This window comes from Pseudoxanthomonas helianthi (assembly GCF_017939625.1).
GTDB classification, from domain to species: domain Bacteria; phylum Pseudomonadota; class Gammaproteobacteria; order Xanthomonadales; family Xanthomonadaceae; genus Pseudoxanthomonas_A; species Pseudoxanthomonas_A helianthi.
In genome coordinates, this window is record NZ_JAGKTC010000001.1 from 144,076 (window position 1) to 166,446 (window position 22,371).

Genomic DNA, 22,371 nt, shown 5'->3' on the forward strand with positions numbered 1-22,371 from the left:
GCGCGGTTCCCCTGCGCACGGAAGCGACGGCAATCGAAACTGCAAAGAAAAAGATTCCCTCGGCCTTCGATCGAAGACGCGAAGGTTAATTACAGGTTAACACGATAGGCGGGTTTTGTGACGCCCGCATGACGTTGTGCGGCAGCGCACCAAACGGCTATCTCGTTGATGCTTAACGACTTAGAGGCTGGATGGTGACAGTTTCAGGTAAGTCCCTATGCCGTCTAGGAACATCTGTACCGAGATGGCCACCAATAGCATGCCCATCAGGCGCTCGATGGCGGTCAGGGCGCGTCTGCCGAGCATGCGGTACAGCATGGTCGCCGAAAACAGGATCGCCGCCGTCGCGCCCCAGGCGATCAACAGGGCCAGGCTCCACTCGCCCAGCCGGTCCGGCTCGTTGCTGCCCATCAGCATCACCGCCGCCATGCCGGACGGTCCGGCGACCAGTGGGATGGCCAACGGCACGATGAAGGGTTCGCCGCCGGGCAATTCGCCCATCAAGCCTTCCGGCCGCGGGAAGATCATCCGGATGCCGATCACGAACAGGACGATCGCGCCGGCGATCTGCACAGACTCCTGACGCAGGTGCATCAACTCGAGGAAATGCCGCCCCACCCACAGGAAGCCCATCAGCACCACCAGCGCGATCAGCAGTTCGCGCACCACCACCACACGCTGGCGCTTGGGCGGCAACGGCTTCAGCACGCTGAGGAAGATCGGGATGTTGCCCAGCGGATCGAGGATCAGAAACAACAACAGCGCAGCGGAAAGGGTGGTCATGCACCCGGCCCCCAGACCTGCCCGCGGTGCTCCGCGCCGGCCGGCGACAACAGGCGGACGCAGGCCTCGGCGTAGGCGTCCGGATCGCGCAATGCGGCATCCGTGTCGTCGGCGTAGGCCTTGGAACGCAGCGGCGTGCGCATCGGACCCGGCCGCAACGCGGACACGCGTACCGGCGAAGAAGCGAGTTCCGCGTGCAGCATGCCGACCAGCGCCTGCAGCGCTGGCTGGACAACGCCATAGCCACCCCAATAGGCCTGTCCGGTCAGCGCCGGCTCGTTTACCGCAAACACCACCGCTGCGTCGGTCGATTGCTTCAACAGCGGCAGACACGCCTGGGTCAACCACCATGGCGCGGTCAGGTTGACGTGCACGGCACGGGCGAAGGCCGCCGGATCGGTGTGCTCCAGCGGCGTCAGGCCGCGGAATTCGGCCGCGCAATGCAGCAGGCCATCGAGACGGCCCAACTCGTCGTGCAGGCGCCGTGCAAGTTCGACATAGTCGTCGGGCGACGCGCCTTCCAGGTCCAGCGGATACAGCAGCGGTTCGACGCCGACCTGCGTGCACGCGTCGTAGACGCGGTTCAACTTCGGCAGCTTACGCCCGAGCAACACGACCGTGGCGCCCGCCTCGGCGCAGGCGCGTGCCGCTGCGGCGCCCAAGCCGCCATGCGCGCCGCTGACCAGCACCACGCGATCCTGCAGGGCGCGCGCGTCGCGCACGGGAAGGGAAACCAGGCTCACTGCGATGCCGCCTCCACGACGATGCGCTGCAACTCGCCAGACTCGAGCAACTCGAGGGTGATGTCGCAGCCGCCGATCAGCTCGCCATGGATGAAAAGCTGCGGGAAGGTCGGCCAGTTCGAGAAGCGCGGCAGGTTGGCGCGAATCTCCGGCTCTTCCAGCACGTTGATCGTGTAGATCGATTCCGCGCCGGCCGAACGCAGCGCCTCCACCGCGCGACTGGAGAAGCCGCACATCGGGAACTCCGGCGTGCCCTTCATGAACAGTACGAGCGGATGGCCGTCGATCTCGGCCTGGATGCGTTCCATCACCGGCATGGTGTTTTTCTCCAGCATTGACGGCCTGCAAAGGGGCGTCCGGGGTAAACTCCTATTGTAATCCCCCGGACGACTTTCAACCGCCAAGCCAGAGGAACCGCCATGGCCATCGAACTGCCCCCCCTGCCCTACGACCGCACCGCGCTGGAGCCGCATATTTCCGGCGAAACCATCGATTACCACTACGGCAAGCACCACAAGACCTATGTCGACAACCTCAACAAGTTGATCGAAGGCACCGAGTTCGCCAGCCTGCCGCTGGAGGAAATCATCAGGAAGTCGTCGGGCGGCATGTTCAACAACGCCGCGCAGGTCTGGAACCATACCTTCTACTGGAACGGCCTGAAGCCCAACGGCGGCGGCGAGCCCACCGGCAAGCTGGCGGAGCTGATCAACGCCGCGTTCGGCAGCTTCGACAAGTTCAAGGAAGAATTCACCAAGACCGCCATCGGCACCTTCGGTTCCGGCTGGGGCTGGCTGGTGCAGCGTCCCGACGGTTCGCTGGGCCTGGCCAGCACCTCCAACGCCGCCACCCCGCTGACCGGCGAGGACAAGCCGCTGTTGACCATCGACGTGTGGGAACACGCGTACTACATCGACTACCGCAACGCGCGGCCGAAGTACGTCGAGTCGTTCTGGGCGCTGGTCAACTGGGATTTCGTCGCCTCGAACCTGCGCTGATCAGCGACGGATTCCGCGAAAGAAGAAGGCCGGGGGTTTTCAACCGACGAACGTCGGTTCAACCCGGCCTTCTTTTTTGTGGCGTCGCGAAACGATGCACGAACCCGTCAGCGCAACCGTTCGATCACCGGCTCCACTTGCGGCTGTCGCTGCAACGCCACGCCGACACGCTGCAGCGACGCGGCGAGCTCTTCGCGCGAATCCGCCCGCAACGTCGCATGCCCGACCTTGCGCCCGGCGCGCGGCAATTTGCCGTAGTCGTGCCAATGGCCGCCGGCTTCGCCCAGCACCGCGGCGGCGTCGGGCATCGCACCGATCCAGTTGAGCATGCATGCGTGGCCCAGCATGCGCGTATCGCCCAGCGGCAGGCCAAGCACCGCACGCAGGTGGTTCTGGAACTGCGAAGTCTCGGAACCCTCGATGGTCCAGTGGCCGGAGTTGTGCACGCGCGGAGCCATTTCGTTGGCCAGCAAGACGCCGTCCTTGCAGAACAGCTCCAGCGCGAACACGCCGACGTAGTCGATCTTTTCCGCCAGCTTGCGCGCATGCGCGATGGCCGCTTCGGCAAGCGCATCGTCGGCCTGCGCCGGAGCGAGGCTGGCCGAGAGCACCCCGTCGACATGCCAGTTCTCGGTCAGCGGCCAGCTGCGGAATTCGCCGTCGCGGCCACGTACCGCGACCACCGACAATTCCCGCTGGAACGGCACGAAGGCCTCGACGATCAGGCCGACCTTGTCCGCCTGGGCGCCGAGCGCATCCCACGCCGCATCGGCGTCGGCGAGCGCGCGGATGCGGAACTGGCCCTTGCCGTCGTAGCCGAGCCGGCGTGTCTTCAGGATGCACGGCACGCCGACCCGGGCCAGCGCGGCGTCCAGCTCCTCGCGAGTGGCGACCGCGGCGAAGTCCGGCACCGGAATCCCGAGTTCGCGGAACAAGGTCTTTTCCGCCAGCCGGTCCTGGGCGATGGCCAGTGCGCGCGGGTTCGGGAACACCGGCACGCGTTCGCTCAGCCATTGCGCGCTTTCGGCCGGCACGTTCTCGAAATCGAAGGTGGTCACGTCGACCTTCGACGCGAACTCGGCCAGCGCCTTCTCGTCGCGGTAGTCGCCGACCAGCAGCGGTGCGAACTGCCCGGCGCAGGCGTCGGCCTCGGTGTCCATGACCAGAAAACGCAGGCCCAGCGGGGCGCCGGAAAGCGCGAGCATGCGGGCCAGCTGCCCGCCTCCGAGGATGCCGACGGTGGTCATTGGCGCGGATCGTCCGCGGCCAGGACGTCGCCGGTCTGCTTCTCGCGGAACGCGGCCAGCGCTTCGCCGATGAGCGGATGTTCCGTCGCCAGCAGCGCAGCGGCGAACAGCGCCGCGTTGGCCGCGCCGGCGTTGCCGATGGCGAAGGTGGCGACCGGGATGCCGGCCGGCATCTGCACGATCGACAGCAGCGAATCCATGCCGTTCAACGCCTTCGACTGCACCGGCACGCCGAGCACCGGTACCGCGGTTTTCGCCGCCAGCATGCCCGGCAGGTGCGCGGCGCCGCCGGCCCCGGCGACGATCGCACGCAGGCCGCGCGAAGCCGCGCTTTCGGCGTACGAGAACAGCACGTCCGGCGTGCGGTGCGCGGACACCACTTTCACTTCGTAGGGCACGCCCAGCGCATCGAGCTTGTGCGCGGCGTGCTGCATCGTGTCCCAGTCGGAACGCGAGCCCATCACGATGCCGACCAGCGGCTGGGAATGGTTGGCGGTCATTGGCCGTCCCCGATCCTAAAGACGTATTCTACCCGCCTTCCCACGCCAGACCATGCCATGGATCGCAAACTGCTCGACATCCTTTGTTGCCCGGCCTCGCGCCAGCCGCTGGCCCTGCTGGAACCGCGCGGGCTGGAAGCGCTGAACCACGCCATCGCCGCCGGCACGGTGAAGCGGATCGACGACGCGCCGCAGGCCGACGCGCTGCGCGAGGCGCTGGTCACCCGCGACCGCAAGACCGTGTACCGCGTCGACGACGGCATCCCGGTACTGCTGATCGAGGAAGGCATCGCCACCGCGCAGGTCGAAGGCTTCCCCGGCGCATGAGCGGCACCGGCATCGCCGATATCGTCGAACCGCCGCCGTACGCGGCGGTGCTGGCCAATGTCGCCGCCGCGCTGGCGGAAGACCTGGGCCGGGGCGACGTCACCGCGGCGCTGTTGCCGGACGGCGACGACGTCGCCTACCTGCTATGCAAGCAGGAGGCGGTGATCGCCGGGCGTCCCTGGTTCGACGCTTGCCACCGCGCGCTGGACCCGGACGTGCATATCGACTGGCGCGTGCACGAAGGCGACCACGTCCGTGCTGACACCGTGCTGGCCACGCTGGCCGGCCGCAGCCGCGCGTTGGTCTCGGCCGAACGCAGCGCCCTGAATTTCCTGCAGACCCTATCGGGTACCGCCACGGTCACTGCCGCCTTCGTCGATGCCGTGCGCGGCACCCGGACGAAGATCCTCGACACTCGCAAGACCCTGCCGGGCCTGCGCCTGGCGCAGAAGTACGCGGTGCGCGTCGGCGGCGGGGTCAACCATCGCATCGGCCTGTACGACGCGGTGATGCTGAAGGAAAACCACATCCGCGCATTCGGCTCGGTGACCGCGGCGATCCGTGCCGCGCGCGCGGCGCAACCCGCATTGCCGCTGATCGTCGAGGTGGAAACGCTGGCGCAACTGGAAGAAGCGTTGCGCGAGGGTTGCGAACGCATCCTGGTCGACGATTTCGACGCGGACACGCGCCAGGAGGCGGTGCGCATCGCCAACGGGCGCATCCCGCTGGAGGTTTCCGGGAGCGTCGACCTGGGCCGCGTTCGCGCCATCGCCGAGGACGGTGTCGACTGCATTTCGATCGGCGCGCTGACCAAGCACGTGCAGGCCATCGACCTGTCGATGAAGCTCGGCCCGGTGCCGGCTCAGTACGGCGGCTGAGCATGGGCCTGATCCTGCTGATGATCGCCGGTGCCGCGATATTCGCGTACTGGAACGCGGCGCGTGCCGCCGCCGAACGCGCCGAGCAACTGGGCCGCAACGCCTGCGAGGCGGCCCAGGTGATCTGGTTGGACCAGAGCGTGCATGCGACAGGCATGCGCCTGCGCCGCAACGAGGACGGCCGGCTCGGATTCGAGCGCACTTTCCGCTTCGACTATTCCTACGATGGCGTCGAGCGCCACAGCGGCCGGTTGGTGCTGCGTGGCGAGCAGCTGGTGTCGTTCGTCGGGCCGGTGAAACCGACCGTGGTGCCGTTCGAGCGGCTGAACTGATCTTTCCGCGATATCCGACGTGGGAGCGACGTCAGTCGCGAAGCCTTTCGTCGCGGTTCTTCCGGTTGCGGGTCAGGAGCATCGCGACTGACGTCGCTCCCACGCCAGGACTACGGAATCTCGGACTTACTTCACCACGCGCAGGAACGGCGGCCGCTTTGCGCCCGTGGGCGCATCGTCCGGCGCGGGCGCATCGGGCGGCGGCGCATCGTCGCCGCCGTCGGGATCGGGCGTTCCGACGATGTCGTCCGGCAATGCCATGCCCTGCCCGGTTTCGCGCGCATAGATCGCCAGCACCGCCGGAATCGGCACGCGCACCGGATAGCTGACTCCGCCGAAGCGCGCGCTGAAGCTGACGCTGTCGTTGTCGATCAGCAGGTGGGCCACCGCGCGCTGCGCGATGTTCAGCACCACCTTGCCTTCCTTCACCGCACTGGCCGGCACCTGCACGCCCGCCTGGGTCGCGTCGACCAGCAGGTGCGGGGTCATGTCGTTGTCGGCGATCCACTCCGCCAGCGCCCGCAGCAGATAAGGGCGGTGGCTAGTCATACGGGGAGTGGCGTCGTTCATGGAACCTGGATCGGGAATTCGGACATTTCGCGGGAAGCCTAGCACTTCGACCGTGCCCGCGAACCCCCGATCGCGGCTTACGCCGGGATTTCCCGCAACTTCCTTTCCTGGTCGGTCAGGCTGCGGATGAAGCCCGGGTTGCGGAAGATGCGGTTGCCGTAATCCTCGATGGCCTTGCCGTCCTTCGGCAGCGGGATGTCCAGCGACGGCAGGCGCCAGATGATCGGCGCCATCGCGCAGTCGGCCAGGCTCATTTCGGGGTTCAGGAAGAACTTGCTGGCCTTGAACAGCGGTACCGAGGCGGTCAGCAGTTCCTTCAGGCGCTTGCGCGCGGCGTCGGCCTGGGCCTTGTTGCCCAGCTGGATCGCCTGCACCTGCGGCACCCAGTCGTGCTCGATACGCAGCATGGCCAGGCGCAGGCGCGCGCGCGACAGCGGGTCGACCGGCATCAGCGGGGGGTGCGGATAACGCTCGTCGAGGTATTCGCTGACCACGGAAGCCGCGTACAGGACCAGGTCGCGTTCGACCAGCGTCGGCACCGAGTGGTAGGGATTGAGGTCGATCAGGTCCTCGGGCGGGTTCTGCGGATCGACCGCAACCATGTCGTAGGTGACGCCCTTGGCCGACAGCACCAGGCGGACCCGGTGGCACAGCACGTCATCGGTCGAGGAAAACAGGGTCAGGGTATTGCGCATACGCGGACTCGCAGCCATTTGGCTCTCCGACGACCGGAAACCGCCGATCGCATCGGCGCCGCCAGCCCCTTGCCGGCGGTCGCCACGGTTCTAGCGCGATGCTTCAGCCCCAAACCCGGGAAACCTCGCTGTCTCGCAGGCTTTCCGCTCGGACTCGCATCAATGCACGTCGCGCCAGTATTCCTGCTTCAGCAGGTAGGCCAACAAGGCCAGCGCCGCCAGGAACAGGACCACCCACACGCCGATGTTCTGACGCTTGAGCGCCGCCGGCTCGCCGGCGTATTCGAGGAAGTTGGTGACGTCGCGCACCGCCTGGTCGTAAGCCTGCGGCGGCACGTTGCCGGGCTGGGTCACCTTCAGCGCCTCGACCGGACGTTCGCCGGCCGCGTCGGCCTTGCCGAACTCGGCGTGCTGCAGGCCCTGCATCTCCCACAGCGGGTTCGGCATCGACGCGTTGGGGAACAGCTTGTTGTTCCAGCCCAGCGGACGCGATTCGTCCAGGTAGAACGACTTCAGGTAGGTGTAGACCCAGTCGCTGCCGCGCACGCGCGAAATCAGGCTCAGGTCCGGCGGCATCTTGCCGAACCACTTCTTGGCGTTGTCTTCCTGCAGCGACACCTGGATCTGGTCGCCGATCTTGCCGCCGGTGAAGTTGAGGTTCTGCATCACTTCCTCCTCGGTCAGGCCGAGGTCGGAGGCGATGCGCGAGTAGCGCAGGTACTTCAGCGAGTGGCAGCCCGAGCAGTAGCTGACGTAGAGCTTGGCGCCGCGCTGCAGCGAAGCCTTGTCGGTCAGGTCGTTGCCGGCCTGCTGCAGGTCGCCGCCCTCGTTGGCCAGGGCGGAAGCGGAAAGCAGCAGCGCGCCGACCAGGGCGAACAGGCGGACTGTGAAGTTCTTAGTCATGCGTCGTCACCCGCTCCGGCACCGGCTTGGTCTGGTCGATCTTCGTCCACCACGGCATGGTCAGGAAGAAGAGGTAGTAAAGGACGGTCAGCACGCGGCCGATGATGGTTTCGACCGGATCGGTGCCGGGGCCGGCGCCGATCTTCATCAACCACAGGAAGCTGATCGCGAACACCGCCAGCATCGCCCACGACAGCTTGCCGCGGTACTTGAACGACTTGACCTGGCTCTTGTCCAGCCACGGCGCCAGGAACAGCAGCACGATCGCGCCGAACATCACCAGCACGCCCCACAGCTTGATGCCGAAGAACGACGGCACCACGCGCAACATCGCGTAGTACGGGGTGAAGTACCACACCGGCTTGATGTGGGTCGGCGTCACCAGCGGGTTGGCGGCGGTGAAGTTGTCGTGCTCGAGGAACCAGCCGCCGAAGGTCGGCGCGAAGAACACGATGAACGCGGCGATGATCAGGAAGAACGCGACGCCGAAGGTGTCCTTGACCGTGTAGTACGGATGGAACGGGATGCCGTCGGCCGGCGCGGTCGGCGACCAGCGGTTGCCCTTCGGGCCCTTCTTGATCTCGACGCCGTCGGGGTTGTTGGAACCGACTTCATGCAGCGCGCCCAGGTGCAGCACGACCAACAACAGCAGGACCAGCGGCAGCGCGATCACGTGCAGGGCGAAGAAGCGGTTGAGCGTGGCGTCGGACGGGATGTAGTCGCCCATGATCCACTCGGTCAGGCCCTGGCCGATCACCGGCACGGCGCCGAACAGCGAGATGATCACCTTCGCGCCCCAGAAGGACATCTGGCCCCACGGCAGCACGTAGCCCATGAAGGCTTCGGCCATCAGCACCAGGTAGATCAGCATGCCGAGCACCCAGACCAGCTCGCGCGGCTTCTTGTACGAGCCGTACATCAGGCCGCGGAACATGTGCAGGTACACGACGATGAAGAACAGCGAGGCGCCGGTGCTGTGCATGTAGCGGATCAGCCAGCCCCACTCCACGTCGCGCATGATGTATTCGACCGACGAGAACGCCTCGGCCGCGGACGGCTTGAAGTGCATCGTCAGGAAGATGCCGGTGACGATCTGGTTGACCAGCACCAGCAGGGCCAGCGAACCGAAGTAGTACCAGAAGTTGAAGTTCTTCGGAGCGTAGTACTCCGACATGTGCTTCTTGTAGAAGGGCATGAAGCCCGGCGCGCGCGCGGTGAACCAGTCCCACGCGTTGTTGGCGGTGCGTACGATGACATTGCTCATGGCTTACGCGGCCCCCTGCGGGTCTTCGCCGATCACGATGGTGTTGTCGTCCGCGAAGCGGTACGGCGGCACCGGCAGGTTGGCCGGCGCCGGCATCGACTTGTAGACGCGGCCGGCCAGGTCGTAGCGCGACTTGTGGCAGGGGCAGAAGTAGCCGCCCTTCCAGTCGGGGTCGAACGGTTCGGGCTTGATCTCGGGCACGAAGTCCGGCGCGCAGCCCAGGTGGGTGCACACGCCGACCAGCACCAGGATTTCCGGCTTGATCGAACGGTGTTCGTTCTGCGCGTACTTCGGCTGCTGGTCGGTATTGGCCGACTTCGGATCGGCGACCAGCGCGTCCATCTTCGGCAGCTGGGCCAGCATTTCCTTGGAGCGCTTGGCGATGAAGATCGGCTGCCCGCGCCAGGCGATGCCGCTGAGCTGCTGGCCTTCCTGCAAGGCGCTGATGTCGACCGAAACCGGAGCGCCGGCCTGCTTGGCGCGTTCGCTGGGGTTCCACGACTTGATGAACGGCACTGCTGCGAATCCGGCTCCGACTGCACCGACCACGGCCGTGGTCGCAGTCAGGAACCGGCGTCGGCCCGTATTCACAGGGCCATGGACCTCATCGTTGGCCATCCGGCACTCCAGGGAAACTGAAAGGTAGCTATGTGGCTGCCATGGCCCGCGCGTGAACTCCCCCGCCCAAGCCGCGTAATGCAGTTGACGGCCAAGTGTAGCGGAAGGCCTGAACAGCCGACAACTTCACTTATGGAATCAAGGACTTGGCGGGAAAATCCCGGACCGGCGGGTTAGCGGGTCGCCAGCATGCCCCGGTAGCGCTCGGCAAGGACGCCGACGCGTTCCACGTAGCGCTGGGTCTCGCGGTACGGCGGCACGCCCCCGTGCCGGTCCACCGCGCCCTCGCCGGCGTTGTAGCCGGCGGCGGCCTTGGTCAGGTCGCCGTTGTAGCGCTTCAGCAGCCACGACAGGTATTGCACGCCGCCGCGGATGTTCTGGCCGGCGTTGAACGCATCGGTCACGCCGAAACGGCGGGCCGTGGCCGGCATCAGCTGCATCAGTCCCTGCGCGCCGACCCGCGACAGCGCCATCGGGTTGTACGAGGACTCGGCGTGCATGATGGCGCGGATCACCGCCTCCTCGACCCCGAATTCGCGCGAGGCCGAAGCGATTTCCGACTGGTAGGCGCTGGTGTTGAGCCGCAGGGTGCCGAAGTTCAGGTTCGGGTTGCCGCAGGCGTAGCAGGTCTCGATGTAGCTGTACTTGATGACCCGCAGGCTGGCCAGGGTGCCCGCGCCGCGCGGTTTGGCGCTGGTGTAGTGGCGCACGCCGTCCTTGATGTAGGAATAGACCTGCCCGCTGACTACCCGGCGCGGCTGGGTCGGACCGATCGGTACCACGCCACCTGGTTGTTTCGGAGCCGTTGCCGGCGCAGCGGTGGAAACCAGGCCGCCAGACGCCGAAACGTCGACCAGCTTCGGCGCCACGCTGCCGGACTGGATCGCGGGCGCGGCGGCGGTGGACACGCTGCCGACCGTGGCCGGCGCGGCCACGCGGCCTACCCTCCGATCCGGCGTGTAGTGGCTGACCACGGCGCAGCGGGCACCGGCCATGCGCTTGTTGACGTAGGCGGGCACGCCGTCGGCGCCGACGCACTTGTACAGGGTGCCCGCGCTGGCCGGCAGCGCGATCACGGCAAGCAACATCCCCAGCAGCGGCAGCGCCCCCCTCATCCGGCGCAGTGTCCCTGTTTCGCCCATGCTTGCCAAGTCCTTGTCCGGAAAAAGAAACTCCGCGCCGCGCAATGCCCGACGAGGGTCACGGAAGCGGCCGCCGAAGCGTCGTCTCTTCCCCTCAAACGGCAACTCCGGGGCTTTGCGGCCGATTACACTATCCGTCCTCTTCCCAGCCCTCCGGCGCGGACTAACCACCGCTTCCCGGAAACGCCATGACCGATACCACCGCCCCGGCCGCTTCTGGCCTGCTGCCCCTGCCCTCCGCCCTGCCACGCCAGCCGGCCCAGGTCCGCGGCAAGTTGTTCATCAAGACCCACGGCTGCCAGATGAACGAGTACGACTCGGCCAAGATGGCCGACGTGCTCGCCGAGTCGGAAGGCCTGGAGCTGACCGACAACCCCGAAGACGCCGACGTGGTCCTGGTCAACACCTGCTCGATCCGCGAGAAGGCGCAGGAGAAGGTGTTCAGCCAGCTCGGCCGCTGGAAAGCCCTGAAGGCCGGCGGCAAGCCGGTGATCATCGGCGTCGGCGGCTGCGTCGCTTCGCAGGAAGGCGACGCCATCGTCAAGCGCGCGCCGTACGTGGACCTGGTGTTTGGCCCGCAGACCCTGCATCGCCTGCCGGAACTGATCCGCGCCCGTCGCGAATCCGGCCAGCCGCAGGTCGACATCAGCTTCCCCGAGATCGAGAAGTTCGACCGCCTGCCCGAGCCGCGCGCCGAAGGCCCCAGCGCGTTCGTCTCGATCATGGAAGGCTGCAGCAAGTACTGCAGCTTCTGCGTGGTGCCGTACACGCGCGGCACGGAAGTCAGCCGCCCGTTCGAGGACGTGCTGGTCGAAGTCGCGCAACTGGCCGCGCAGGGCGTGCGCGAGATCAACCTGCTCGGTCAGAACGTCAATGCCTACCGCGGCCCCTATGGCGACGGTGAGGTCGCCGACCTCGGCCTGCTGGTCCGCGCCATCGCCGAGATCGACGGCATCGGCCGCATCCGCTTCACCACTTCGCATCCGCTGGAGTTCTCCGACTCGCTGGTCGAGGCCTATCGCGACGTGCCCAAGCTGGCCAACTTCCTGCACCTGCCGGTGCAGGCCGGCAGCGACCGCGTGCTGGCCGCGATGAAGCGCGGCTACACCACGCTCGAGTTCAAGCAGAAGATCCGCAAGTTGCGCGCGGTGCGCCCGGACATCTCGATCTCCTCGGACTTCATCGTCGGCTTCCCCGGCGAAACCGATGCCGATTTCGACAAGACCATGAAGCTGATCGAAGACGTCGGCTTCGACCAGAGCTTCAGCTTCATCTACTCACGCCGCCCCGGCACGCCGGCCGCCGACCTCGAGGACGACACTCCGGACGCGGTCAAGCACGCGCGGCTGGATCGCCTGCAGAAGCACATCAACGAGTTCGCCGCCGGCATCTCGCAGGCGATGGTCGGCAGCGTGCAGAGCGTTCTGGTCGAAGGTCCGTCGAAGAAGAACCCGAACGAGCTGACCGGCAAGACCGAGAACATGCGCTCGGTGAACTTCCCCGGCCACCCACGGCTGGTCGGCCAGTTCGTCGATGTCGTCATCACCGAGGCGCTGAGCAATTCGCTGCGCGGGCGCGTGGCGACGCTGGAGCCCGCGGCCTGATGGCGGACTTCGCGATCCGCCGGCTCGCTGCCCCGGAATTCGAATCCGTCTGGCCGATCTTCGGCGAAGTGCTCGCCGCCGGCGACACCTACACCTATCCGCCCGGGCTGACCCTGGAGCAGGCGCGCGCGATGTGGACCGCGCCGCCGGCACAGTGTTTGGTGGCCGAAGCGGATGGCGAAGTGCTGGGCTGCTATCGGCTGGCGCCGAACCAGATGGTCGGCAGCCCCGGCGACCACGTCGCCAACGGCAGCTACATGGTCGCCAAGCGTGCGCGCGGGCGCGGCTTGGGCGAAGCCCTGTGCCGGCACTCGCTCGAAACCGCACGCGAAGCCGGCTACACCGCGATGCAATTCAATTTCGTCGTGTCCACGAACACTGCGGCTGTGCGGCTGTGGCAACGCTGCGGCTTCGCCATCGTCGGCACCCTGCCCGGCGCGTTCCGCCATCCCTCGCACGGACCCGTGGACGGACTGGTGATGTACCGCAGCCTGTAAGCCGCGCGGATCGCGTCAGGCTACTTCGCTTCGTACACCGGCTTGCCGTCGACGTAGGTGGCCTGCACGTCCAGCGTGCGCAACTGCGCATCCGGCACGGCGAGCGGGTCTTCCTTCAGCACGACGAAATCGGCGCGCTTGCCGACCGCGAGGCTGCCGAGTTCGTTCTCGGCGAAACCGGCGTAGGCGGCGTCGAGGGTGAAACCACGCAGGGCCTCGAACGCAGTCAGCTTCTCCTGCGGCATCCAGCCGCCGGCCGGCTTGCCTTCGGCATCGGCACGGGTAACCGCGGAGTACAGGCCGAGGCGCGGATCGACCGATTCCACCGGAAAATCGGAACCGAAGGCCAGCCGCGCACCGCTGTCGCGCAACTTCCGCCACGCGTAGGCGCCGACGATGCGCTGCGGACCGATGCGATCTTCCGCCCACGGCATGTCGCTGGTGGCATGGGTCGGCTGCATTGAAGCGATCACGTGCAGCCTGGCGAAACGCAGCAGGTCGGCCGGCGCCAGGATCTGCGCATGCTCGACGCGCCAGCGATGGTCGCCGGCCGCATCCGCGTCCAATGCTTTCTCGTAGGTATCCAGCGCGAGCCGGTTGCCGCGGTCGCCGATGGCGTGGGTCGCCGCCTGCACGCCGCAGCGTTTCGCCTTGGCGCTGGCCATGGCCAGTTCTTCCGCCGACATCACCAGCAAGCCGCGATTGCCGTGGTCGTCGCTGTAGTCCTCCAGCATCGCCGCCCCTCGGCTGCCCAGTGCGCCGTCCGCGTACAGCTTCACCGCTCGCATCTGCAGACGTCCCGACGGATGCCGGTACAGGCCATTGGCGCATAGCGACTCCAAGGCGGCGTTGTTGCCGTCGGCCATCGCGTAGATGCGCAGCGGCATGGCACCGCGGTCGGCCAGATGCTGGTAACGATGCAGTTCGTCGAGGCTGATACCGGCGTCATGCACGCCGGTCAGACCATGTTCGACCGCCGCCTGCATGCCCAGTACCAAGGCGCGCTCGGAAGTGGCCCCGTCGGGCGCGGGCCGTGCGCTTTCGACCAGGCCCATCGCGTTGTCGACGAAGATGCCGGTCGGCTTGCCGGCCGCGTCGCGCCGGATCATGCCGCCGTCCGGCTGCCAGGTGCCGGACAGGTCGCGCGACACCGCACGCATGGCTTGCGTATTCGCCCAACCCGCGTGGCCATCGATGCGCGACAGCCACACCGGACGGTCGGGGAACAATGCATCCAGTTCCGCCGCGCTCGGGTATTCCTTTTCCGGCCAGTCGTTCTGGTCCCAGCCGCTGCCCAGCAACCATTCGCCGGGCTTCAGGCCCGCAGCCTTCGCTTTCAAGCGCGCGAAGATCTCGTCCTTGTCGCGGGTGCCGGTCAGGTCCGCGCCCATCATCGAAAAGCCAAGCCCGCTGACGTGCGCGTGCGCATCGATCAGGCCGGGTATCACCGTAGCCGCGCCCACGTCGAGGCGTTGCGCCCCCGGGTAGCGCTTGAGCAACGCCGCGGTGTCGCCGAGGGCCAGGATGCGGCCTTGCTCGTCGAAAGCCATCGCCTGCGCACGCGGCTGCGCGGTTTCCATCGTATGGATCCGTGCGGCGCTGAGCACGGTCACCTTCGCCGCCCATGCTTGCGCCGGCACCGCGACCATGACCGCCGATAACATCCAGCCGAACTTGCGCATTCCCGTCGCTCCCGCAGCCTCAGAAACGCGGACTGTGCGCAAACGTCGGTGGCGGTGCAAGCACGCACCGCACAAAGGCTCAATCCAGCCGCTTGCGGAACCGCAGGATCGCCAGCGTCATCATCGCCGTGGTGAAGGCCAGCAAGGCCAGCACGTCCGGCCACAATTCGGCCAGCGAGGCGCCACGCAGGACGATGCCGCGGATCAGGCGCATGAAATGGGTCAGCGGCAGGACTTCGGCGATCCATTGCGCGAACCGGGGCATGCCGTCGAACGGGAACATGAAACCCGACAGCAGGATCGACGGCAGGAACAGGAAGAACGCCATCTGCATCGACTGGAACTGGGTCTTCGCCGCCGTCGATACCAGCAGGCCCAGGGTCAGGTTGGCGACGATCAGCAGCATCGATGCGCCATACACATCGAGCAGGCCGCCGCGGATCGGCACCTGGAACAGCAGCGAACCCAGCAGCAGCACCACCGTCACCTGGACCAGGCCGACCACGATGTAGGGCAGCACCTTGCCGACCATCAGTTCGCCGCTGGACACCGGCGTGGTGATCAGCAATTCGAGGTTGCCGCGCTCGCGTTCGCGCACAATCGCCATCGCGGTGAACATCACCATGGTCATGGTCAGGATCACCCCGACCAGGCCCGGCACCACGTTAATCGCCGAAACGCGCCGCGGGTTGTACAGCGGCAGCACGCTGATCTGGCCTGTCTGCACGCCGCTGCTGCCGTCCAACGGCATCGCCGCCAGTTGCCGAGCGGTGGCCTGCACCGAGATGTCGCTGCCGTCGACGATCACCTGCATGGCTTCGCGGCGATCGATTCGGCGGCGTTCGAAATCCGGTGGCACCACCACGCCGACCTTGATCCGCCCTTCGCGCAACAGCGCCTGCAATTCCTGCGGCGTCCGCGCACCGGCGACCGGCCGGATCACGCCGGTGGCGAACAGGTCCTGTACCAGCGCACGCGAACCGGCGGTATCGGCCATATCGGCGACCGCCGCCGGCAGGTTGCGCACGTCGGGGTTGATCGCATAGCCGAACAGCAGCAGCTGCAGGGTCGGAATGCCGATCATCATCGCCACGGTCATGCGGTCGCGCGCCATCTGCCGCACTTCCTTCAGCATCACCGCGAACACCTGCCGCGCCTTCATGCCGCTCGCGCCTCCGCGCTGCCGTGGGTGGCCGAGACGAACACGTCCTCCAGGTTCGGTTCGATCGCCGCGACCTCCGCCTCGATGCCTTGCGATCGCAGCGCCTCGCCCATGCGTGCAGCGGCATCGCCGTTGCCGGCGCACAGCACGCGCAGTTCATTGCCGATCTGGGCCACGCTGAGCACGCCGGGCACGGCATGCAGCAGGGCCTGCGCGCGGCGCGGCTCGCGTGCGCGCACACCGAGCGTGCGCCCGGCCAGCTTCGCGGTCAGCTCGGCCGGCGTGCCATCGGCGACCAGACGGCCGGTGTCGAGAATGGCGATCCGGTGGCAGCGTTCGGCTTCGTCCATGTAGTGCGTGGAAACCAGGATCGTGGTGTCCGCATCGGCTAGGTCGAACAGCTTCTCCCAGAAATCGCGCCGCGATTCCGGGTCGACCGCACTGGTCGGCTCGTCAAGGAACAACAGTTCCGGCTTGTGCACGACCGCGCAGGCCAGCGCGAGGCGCTGCTTCTGTCCGCCGCTCATCGTGCCGGCGAGTTGCTTCTGCCGGTCGGCCAGATCGTAGGCGGCGAGCAGTTCGTCGATGCGCGCCCGGCGTGCGTCGCGCGGCAACCCCTGCACGGTGGCCATGAACTCGAGGTTCTCGCGCACGGTCAGGTCTTCGTACAGGGCGAACTTCTGGGTCATGTAACCGATGCGCTTGCGCAATTCCTCCGCCTGCTCGGGAATGCGCAAACCCAATACCTCGATGTCGCCTTCGCTCGGCGTCAGCAGGCCGCACAGCATGCGGATGGTGGTCGATTTGCCTGATCCGTTCGGACCGAGGAAGCCGTACACGCAGGCACGCGACACGCGCAGGTCGACGTGGTCGACGGCGAGCAGTTGGCCGAAGCGCTTGCTCAGCCCGCTGGCGCGGATGGCGAGGTCGGCCTCCCCTGCGGACGCAGGGGGCGGCTGGGAGGGAGTTGTGGGCTCCGTGCGATTCACTTCACCCCTCCTCAATCCTCCCCTGCCTTCGCAGGGGAGGAGGAGAATTCGACCCGCACCGGCACGCCGGCCGGCAGGTCCGCGGGCTTGTCCAGCACGATCTCGGCCAGGTAGCTCAGGCGCTCGGCGTCGTCGCCGGAAAGCGCGTAGTACGGGGTGAACACCGGCTCGCTGCGCACCATGCGCACGTGGCCGGCGTAGGCGCCTTCGCGGCCATCGACGAAGACCTGCGCCGCCTGTCCCGGCTTCACGTTCGCGCGCATCGGCTCGGGCACGTAGACACGCGCATACGGCGCGTCGCCGACCAGCATGATCGCCAACGCGGCGCCGACCGGAGCCTGGTCGCCCAACTTGTACGGCAGGCTGTCGATCCGGCCCGCGCGCGGCGCGATGACGTTGAGTTTTTCCAGGGTGACGCTCTGCACCGCGGCCTGCGCCTCGGCGGCAGCGGCGGCGGCCTGGCCCTGGGCGATCTGCTCGGCGCGGGTACCGTGCAACAGCTCGTCCAGCGCGGCCTGTGCGGCGCGCACTTGCCCGTCGGCGCTGCCGGCAGCAGCGCGGGCGCGGTCCACGTCGGATGCGGCGACCAGTTTCTGCCGGCCCAGCGGCTGCAGGCGCGCGTAATAGGCGCGCGCGTCGCGCGCACTGGCTTGCGCGGCGGCGAGGTTGGCGCGCGCCTGCGCGATCTGCTCGCTGCGCGGCCCCGCTTTCAGTTCGGCCAACGCCTCGCGGCTCTGCTGCGCCTGCGCACGGGCGGCCGCCAGTTGCGATTCGGTGCGGGTCAGCTCCAGTTGCAGCAGCGGCGCGCCGGCTGCGACCTGCTGGCCTTCGCGCACGTCGATGCGGACGATCTTCTCGGCCACCGGCGAAGGCAGGGTGATGCGATCCCATTCCAGCGTGCCCAGCGCCTGCGGCGGCGACTTGTGGCAGGCAGCCAGCGACAGGGCGAACAGCAGCGCGAAGGCGCCGCGCGGTTTCCGGTTCATGGTTTCAACTCCAGTCCGCGGTCGAGCAAGGCCAGGGCATGGCGGCGCACGTCGTCGATGCCGAGATCGTCGGCTGCGAAAACCTGTCGCCAGATCGGCGCGCCGGCCGCGGGGAACATCGTCAGGCCGACCAGCGAAGTCATCAGCAGGCGCGGATCGAGGTCGGGATTGAGCTTGCCCTGCGCCTGCGCGGCGGCGAAACGCCCGGACAGCATCCGTGCCACGTCGGGCGCGATCCGGGTCAGCAGCAGATCGCGCAGCGCGCCGCCTTCGCACAGCACTTCGCGCACCCACAGCTGCGGCCACCACGGATGCTGCTTGATCGCCTCGGTCACGCCGCAGATGAAGGCGGCGATGGTATCGGCGAGGTCGTCGCCCGCCGCGGCGAGCCGCGAGCGCACGGTCATGAACGCCGGCAGCAGGCGCTGCTGGACCAGCGCTTCCTGCAGCTGCGGCTTGTCGCCGAAGTAGTAGTGCAGCAGCGCCGGCGTCACCCCGGCCTCGGCGGCGATGTCGCGCAGCGAGGTGGCGGCGATGCCCTGGCGGACGAAGCAGGCCAGCGCGGCATCCAGCAGGCGTTCGCGCAGGTCCGGGGAATCGGCCGCAGGGCGACCGGGAGCGCGCTTTCGGGGCTTGGCAGTACCGGTGGCCGTGGGTTTGCGGCGCGTCGGAGTGGGGGTGGCATCGTTCATGCCGCTATATTTAATTCAATGATTAATTAAATGCAATTGCGAGCCGACGAGCGGTTGCCGGGGCTGGTCGGGACCGCCGGTTTCTCCGCCCCAGGTCCGGCCCGCCTCTGGCCGCGACGGGCCCGCCGCGCTAACCTGCCCGCCCGGCTCCCACCCCGCTCCGTGACCGATACCGATCCGCCGAAACTCTGGGTCTTCGTGCTGCATGCCGCGCCGCTGCCCGACAGCCCGGATTTCAGCGAATACGGCGGTGCCTTCGTCACCTGCTACCAGATGCCCGGCCTCGACGACGACCCGGTCCGCCATGCCAGCGACTTCCTGCGCGCGGCCGGCTGGCAGGTCGTCGCCACCGAAACCACTCCCGCCCTGCTGGCCTGCGAAGATGCGCCCGACGAAGCGCCGTTCGAACAGGCCCTGATCGACGACGAGGCCTATGTGTTCCACCAGTGGCGGGTGGAAGACAGCGCCGGCGAAACCAAACATTGAACCGAAATGCCCGCAAACGACATGTCCGCTGAAAAACGCGAATTCTCCCTGGAACCCGAAAACACCGAGCGCCTGGCCAACCTGGCCGGGCCGTTCGACGCGCACCTGCGCCAGATCGAGCTGAAGCTGGGCGTGGAAATCGCCAACCGCGGCAACCTGTTCCGCGTCACCGGCCCGGACAAGGCCGTGGCCGCGACCGAGAAGCTGCTGCGCGCGCTGTACGAGGAAGCCGGCGAAGAGACCTTCGACAGCCAGGCGATCCACCTGCGCCTGAATTCGGCCAACATCGAACACGTCGCGGAAAGCGGCTACCAGCCGCAGGAAGTGAACATCAAGGTCAAGCGCGGCACGGTGCGCGGACGCGGCCCGAACCAGGCCAAGTACCTGCACGCCATCGCCACCCACGACATCAACTTCGGCATCGGCCCGGCCGGCACCGGCAAGACCTTCCTCGCCGTGGCCAGCGCGGTCGAGGCGCTGAACGAATCGCGCGTGCAGCGGCTGGTCCTGGTGCGCCCGGCGGTGGAGGCCGGCGAGAAGCTCGGCTTCCTGCCCGGCGACCTCAGCCAGAAGGTCGACCCGTACCTGCGCCCGCTGTACGACGCGCTGTACGAGATGTTCGGCGTGGAGAAGGTGGTCAAGCTGCTGGAGAAGAACGTGATCGAGATCGCGCCGCTGGCCTACATGCGCGGGCGCACGCTGAACGACGCGTTCGTGATCCTCGACGAGGCGCAGAACACCACCATCGAGCAGATGAAGATGTTCCTGACCCGCATCGGCTACGGCAGCACCGCGGTGGTCACCGGCGACCTGACCCAGATCGACCTGCCGCGCAACGTGAAATCCGGGCTGAAGGACGCCCTGGAGGTGCTGCGCGACGTCGATGGCATTTCCTTCACCTTCTTCACCGCCCGCGACGTGGTCCGCCATCCGCTGGTGGCGAAGATCGTCCGCGCCTACGACGCGCGCGACGGCAAGGATGCGGAAACCGGAGCAGCGTAAACTCGACGCCATGACCCAAGGCCCCGTCCGTCTCGAAGTCGCCGTCAACTACGCCCTGCCCCGCGCCGGGCTGCCGTCGGCGGTCAGTTTCCGCAAGTGGGTGGCCGCCGCGCTGAAGGGCCGCATCCGCGAGGCCGACCTCGCCATCCGCATCGTCGACGCGAAGGAAGGCCGCGCGCTGAACCGCCATTACCGCGGCAAGGACTACGCCACCAACGTGCTCAGCTTCCCGGCCGACGTGGCCGAGGGCGTCAAGCTGCCGAAAGGCGTGAAGATGCCGCTGCTCGGCGACCTGGTGATCTGCGCCCCGGTGGTCGCGCGCGAGGCGAAGGAACAGAAGAAGCCGCTGGCCGCGCACTACGCGCACCTGACCGTGCACGGCGCGCTGCACCTGCTCGGCTGGGACCACGAGGACGACAGGGAAGCCGAGGCGATGGAGCAGCTCGAACGCGAGATCCTTGCCGAGCTCGGCATCGCGGATCCGTACGCGGACGACGAGTGACGCCTTTCCTCCAACTCGCTCCTGCTTTTGCTCGTCATGACCCGACGTTCGTCGGTTGGAAGCCCCGCGAAGGCGGGAATCCGGTGTCGTTGCTGTTCGGAACGACCGTAGGATCACGAGCGAAAGTCGCTGGATTCCCGCCATCGCGGGAATGACGATATCGACAGTCGACATACTTCGAACCCGGAAACATGGCCCGCCATTACCTGCTAACGCTTTCGCTGCTCGCCTGCGCGACGAATGCCTGCGCCGAAGACACGCCCAAGCCCATCGACCTCCCCGCGCTGATCGAATGCCGCGCAAGCCACGCCGACTTCGTCGCGCTGGGCCCGCTGCTGGAAGAGCCGCTGAAGGCCGTCGCCGCCGGCTGGCAACCGCTGCCGCAGGCGAACATGTTCATGAGCGAATTCCGCCTGCTGCGCCCAATTCGCGTGTTCGGCCGCGACGCCGACCGCATCGCCTTCACCGGCACCGGCGTCGTCGCCGTGCTCGACCTGGCCGATCCGCGCCCGCTGGCCAAGGAATTGGACCTGGATACCGCCTACGACGCGCCGGAGAAGTTCATGGCCGGCAAGGAAGTGCGCAGCGACGATGCCACCCGCGCCGACGGCAAGGCCATCATCGATTCGGCGGTGATCAGCGTATCCAACGTCGGTTCGCATCCCGGCAAGACCCTGGCCGGCTGCAGCTACAGCCAGGAATTGCTCGAGGAACCGGAAACGCCCGCCGCACCGGCCGGAGAAGCCGCGCCGGCACCGGCGCAAAAGGCCGGTTGAGCGAAACCGTCGCCGCGTCCTGCTAGACTCCCCCCGTCGCCCGCCACACGGGCGCTCCCTCGCACATGATGTCCGAAGACGACAGTAGCCTCTCCGCGCCCGAGGCGGAGAAACCCGAGAAACGACGCAGCTGGCTGGAACGCCTGAGTTCCGCATTCTCCGGCGAACCCTCCTCGCGCGGCGACGTGGTCGCGCTGCTGCGCGATGCGCAGAGCGACGGCGTGATCGCCTCCGACACCCTGCGCATGATGGAAGGCGCGCTGGGCATCGCCGACCTGACCGTGGGCGACGTGATGATCCCGCGCGCACAGATGGTCTCGCTGTCGGTGGACGCGAAGTTCCTCGACCTGATGCACCAGGTGGTCGAATCCGGCCACTCGCGTTTCCCGGTGCACGGCGACGACAAGGACGAGATCCTCGGCGTGCTGCTGGCCAAGGACCTGCTGCGCGGCGTGGTCGCCGACAATGGCCCGGGCAGCATCCGCGAACTGCTGCGCCCGGCGGTGCTCATCCCGGAGTCGAAGAAGCTCAACGTGCTGCTGAAGGAATTCCGCCTTTCGCGCAACCACATGGCGATCGTGGTCGACGAATACGGCGGCGTGGCCGGACTGGTCACCATCGAGGACGTGCTGGAGCAGATCGTCGGCGAGATCGACGACGAGCACGACGAGGCCGAGGACGGATCGGCGCTGATCGCGGTGCAGGCCGACGGCCAGTTCGTGGTCGACGCACTGACGCCGATCGCCGACTTCAACGAACGCTTCGGCGCGGAATTCCCCGACGACGAGTACGACACCATCGGCGGCCTGGTCACCGCGGAAATCGGCCACCTTCCGGAAGCCGGCGAGGAACTGACCTTGGGCCGTTTCACCTTCCGGGTCAGCAAGGCGGATGCGCGACGGGTGCATGCGTTCCATGTCACCGTATCGGCGGATAGTTGAAATTTCGAAGTCGTCATTCCCGCGAAGGCGGGAATCCAGCGACTTCCGCCTG

Annotated in this window: 27 protein-coding genes; 11 read left to right on the forward strand and 16 right to left on the reverse strand. The window is 67.2% G+C overall.

Going from position 1 to position 22,371, the window contains the following annotated elements:
- Positions 1–180: 180 nt before the first annotated feature.
- The 3 genes from J5837_RS00660 to grxD are packed head-to-tail and all read right to left on the reverse strand — an operon-like array spanning position 181 to position 1,843.
- On the reverse strand, positions 181–783 hold the full coding sequence (locus tag J5837_RS00660; RefSeq protein WP_210534796.1) for a YhgN family NAAT transporter: 603 nt from the start codon (positions 781–783) through the stop codon (positions 181–183).
- Positions 780–1,520 (reverse strand): SDR family NAD(P)-dependent oxidoreductase, encoded by a 741-nt coding sequence (locus tag J5837_RS00665; protein WP_244755750.1) that lies wholly within the window; start codon positions 1,518–1,520, stop codon positions 780–782. Before J5837_RS00665 ends, J5837_RS00660 begins: the two co-directional genes overlap by 4 nt.
- Before the next feature lie 2 nt (positions 1,521–1,522).
- Entirely contained in the window at positions 1,523–1,843 is a 321-nt protein-coding gene (gene grxD / locus J5837_RS00670) for a Grx4 family monothiol glutaredoxin (RefSeq protein ID WP_210536092.1), read from the reverse strand.
- Positions 1,844–1,945: 102 nt separating this feature from the next.
- On the opposite strand from grxD, the gene J5837_RS00675 reads away from it, so the two are divergent.
- The gene (locus J5837_RS00675; protein WP_210534798.1) at positions 1,946–2,524 is read left to right on the forward strand and encodes a superoxide dismutase; all 579 of its coding nucleotides are present in this window, start codon (positions 1,946–1,948) and stop codon (positions 2,522–2,524) included.
- A gap of 107 nt (positions 2,525–2,631) precedes the next feature.
- On the opposite strand, the gene J5837_RS00680 is transcribed toward J5837_RS00675, so the two are convergent.
- Both J5837_RS00680 and purE read right to left on the reverse strand, forming a co-directional pair.
- On the reverse strand, positions 2,632–3,771 hold the full coding sequence (locus J5837_RS00680) for a 5-(carboxyamino)imidazole ribonucleotide synthase (RefSeq protein WP_210534799.1): 1,140 nt from the start codon (positions 3,769–3,771) through the stop codon (positions 2,632–2,634).
- Positions 3,768–4,271 (reverse strand): 5-(carboxyamino)imidazole ribonucleotide mutase, encoded by a 504-nt coding sequence (gene purE, locus J5837_RS00685; RefSeq protein ID WP_210534800.1) that lies wholly within the window; start codon positions 4,269–4,271, stop codon positions 3,768–3,770. Before purE ends, J5837_RS00680 begins: the two co-directional genes overlap by 4 nt.
- 57 nt (positions 4,272–4,328) lie before the next feature.
- On the opposite strand from purE, the gene J5837_RS00690 reads away from it, so the two are divergent.
- The 3 genes from J5837_RS00690 to J5837_RS00700 are packed head-to-tail and all read left to right on the forward strand — an operon-like array spanning position 4,329 to position 5,808.
- A complete protein-coding gene (locus tag J5837_RS00690) occupies positions 4,329–4,598 on the forward strand; it encodes a Trm112 family protein (protein WP_210534801.1) in 270 nt (89 codons plus the stop codon).
- Positions 4,595–5,476 (forward strand): carboxylating nicotinate-nucleotide diphosphorylase, encoded by an 882-nt coding sequence (gene nadC / locus J5837_RS00695; RefSeq protein WP_210534802.1) that lies wholly within the window; start codon positions 4,595–4,597, stop codon positions 5,474–5,476. Before J5837_RS00690 ends, nadC begins: the two co-directional genes overlap by 4 nt.
- Positions 5,477–5,478: 2 nt before the next feature.
- Positions 5,479–5,808 (forward strand): DUF3301 domain-containing protein, encoded by a 330-nt coding sequence (locus J5837_RS00700; protein ID WP_210534803.1) that lies wholly within the window; start codon positions 5,479–5,481, stop codon positions 5,806–5,808.
- Between the two features lie 126 nt (positions 5,809–5,934).
- On the opposite strand, the gene J5837_RS00705 is transcribed toward J5837_RS00700, so the two are convergent.
- From J5837_RS00705 to J5837_RS00730, 6 genes are all read right to left on the reverse strand, one after another.
- Positions 5,935–6,378 carry a ClpXP protease specificity-enhancing factor gene (locus J5837_RS00705; protein ID WP_210534804.1) on the reverse strand — a complete coding sequence of 148 codons (444 nt, stop codon included), beginning with the start codon at positions 6,376–6,378 and terminating at the stop codon, positions 5,935–5,937.
- Positions 6,379–6,455: 77 nt separating this feature from the next.
- On the reverse strand, positions 6,456–7,091 hold the full coding sequence (locus tag J5837_RS00710; protein ID WP_210534805.1) for a glutathione S-transferase N-terminal domain-containing protein: 636 nt from the start codon (positions 7,089–7,091) through the stop codon (positions 6,456–6,458).
- A 141-nt stretch (positions 7,092–7,232) separates the two neighbouring features.
- Entirely contained in the window at positions 7,233–7,976 is a 744-nt protein-coding gene (locus tag J5837_RS00715; protein WP_210534806.1) for a cytochrome c1, read from the reverse strand.
- On the reverse strand, positions 7,969–9,240 hold the full coding sequence (locus J5837_RS00720; RefSeq protein WP_210534807.1) for a cytochrome b: 1,272 nt from the start codon (positions 9,238–9,240) through the stop codon (positions 7,969–7,971). Before J5837_RS00720 ends, J5837_RS00715 begins: the two co-directional genes overlap by 8 nt.
- Before the next feature lie 3 nt (positions 9,241–9,243).
- Complete coding sequence (gene petA / locus J5837_RS00725; protein WP_210534808.1) at positions 9,244–9,858, reverse strand: ubiquinol-cytochrome c reductase iron-sulfur subunit; 615 nt, start codon at positions 9,856–9,858, stop codon at positions 9,244–9,246.
- A gap of 173 nt (positions 9,859–10,031) precedes the next feature.
- On the reverse strand, positions 10,032–10,973 hold the full coding sequence (locus tag J5837_RS00730; RefSeq protein ID WP_210534809.1) for a lytic transglycosylase domain-containing protein: 942 nt from the start codon (positions 10,971–10,973) through the stop codon (positions 10,032–10,034).
- Positions 10,974–11,188: 215 nt separating this feature from the next.
- Here J5837_RS00730 and miaB point away from each other — a divergent pair, with 215 nt between their 5' ends.
- Together miaB and J5837_RS00740 are read left to right on the forward strand one after the other, a co-directional pair.
- On the forward strand, positions 11,189–12,604 hold the full coding sequence (gene miaB / locus J5837_RS00735; protein ID WP_210534810.1) for a tRNA (N6-isopentenyl adenosine(37)-C2)-methylthiotransferase MiaB: 1,416 nt from the start codon (positions 11,189–11,191) through the stop codon (positions 12,602–12,604).
- Positions 12,604–13,101: a GNAT family N-acetyltransferase gene (locus tag J5837_RS00740; RefSeq protein ID WP_210534811.1), complete on the forward strand. Its 498-nt coding sequence runs from the start codon at positions 12,604–12,606 to the stop codon at positions 13,099–13,101. The genes miaB and J5837_RS00740 overlap by 1 nt, the downstream gene beginning before the upstream one ends.
- Before the next feature lie 20 nt (positions 13,102–13,121).
- Here J5837_RS00740 and J5837_RS00745 read toward each other — a convergent pair whose 3' ends face one another.
- The 5 genes from J5837_RS00745 to J5837_RS00765 form a co-directional block, all read right to left on the reverse strand.
- The gene (locus J5837_RS00745) at positions 13,122–14,783 is read right to left on the reverse strand and encodes an amidohydrolase (RefSeq protein ID WP_244755472.1); all 1,662 of its coding nucleotides are present in this window, start codon (positions 14,781–14,783) and stop codon (positions 13,122–13,124) included.
- 79 nt (positions 14,784–14,862) lie between these two features.
- Positions 14,863–15,945, reverse strand: a complete 1,083-nt coding sequence (locus J5837_RS00750; RefSeq protein ID WP_210534812.1) for an ABC transporter permease — start codon at positions 15,943–15,945, stop codon at positions 14,863–14,865.
- Positions 15,942–16,865 (reverse strand): ABC transporter ATP-binding protein, encoded by a 924-nt coding sequence (locus J5837_RS00755; RefSeq protein ID WP_210536094.1) that lies wholly within the window; start codon positions 16,863–16,865, stop codon positions 15,942–15,944. Before J5837_RS00755 ends, J5837_RS00750 begins: the two co-directional genes overlap by 4 nt.
- An 80-nt stretch (positions 16,866–16,945) precedes the next feature.
- The gene (locus J5837_RS00760; RefSeq protein ID WP_210534813.1) at positions 16,946–17,920 is read right to left on the reverse strand and encodes an HlyD family secretion protein; all 975 of its coding nucleotides are present in this window, start codon (positions 17,918–17,920) and stop codon (positions 16,946–16,948) included.
- Positions 17,917–18,612: a TetR/AcrR family transcriptional regulator gene (locus J5837_RS00765; RefSeq protein ID WP_210534814.1), complete on the reverse strand. Its 696-nt coding sequence runs from the start codon at positions 18,610–18,612 to the stop codon at positions 17,917–17,919. Before J5837_RS00765 ends, J5837_RS00760 begins: the two co-directional genes overlap by 4 nt.
- A gap of 162 nt (positions 18,613–18,774) precedes the next feature.
- Here J5837_RS00765 and J5837_RS00770 point away from each other — a divergent pair, with 162 nt between their 5' ends.
- The 5 genes from J5837_RS00770 to J5837_RS00790 all read left to right on the forward strand — a co-directional run bounded on the left by J5837_RS00770 (position 18,775) and on the right by J5837_RS00790 (position 22,319).
- A complete protein-coding gene (locus tag J5837_RS00770) occupies positions 18,775–19,098 on the forward strand; it encodes a hypothetical protein (protein WP_210534815.1) in 324 nt (107 codons plus the stop codon).
- 21 nt (positions 19,099–19,119) lie between these two features.
- Positions 19,120–20,100 (forward strand): PhoH family protein, encoded by a 981-nt coding sequence (locus J5837_RS00775; RefSeq protein ID WP_210534816.1) that lies wholly within the window; start codon positions 19,120–19,122, stop codon positions 20,098–20,100.
- A 10-nt stretch (positions 20,101–20,110) separates the two neighbouring features.
- Positions 20,111–20,602 (forward strand): rRNA maturation RNase YbeY, encoded by a 492-nt coding sequence (gene ybeY / locus J5837_RS00780; RefSeq protein ID WP_210534817.1) that lies wholly within the window; start codon positions 20,111–20,113, stop codon positions 20,600–20,602.
- A 191-nt stretch (positions 20,603–20,793) separates the two neighbouring features.
- The gene (locus tag J5837_RS00785; RefSeq protein WP_210534818.1) at positions 20,794–21,378 is read left to right on the forward strand and encodes a hypothetical protein; all 585 of its coding nucleotides are present in this window, start codon (positions 20,794–20,796) and stop codon (positions 21,376–21,378) included.
- A gap of 68 nt (positions 21,379–21,446) precedes the next feature.
- Positions 21,447–22,319 (forward strand): CorC family transporter, encoded by an 873-nt coding sequence (locus J5837_RS00790; RefSeq protein ID WP_210534819.1) that lies wholly within the window; start codon positions 21,447–21,449, stop codon positions 22,317–22,319.
- The last annotated feature ends 52 nt before the right edge of the window (positions 22,320–22,371 follow it).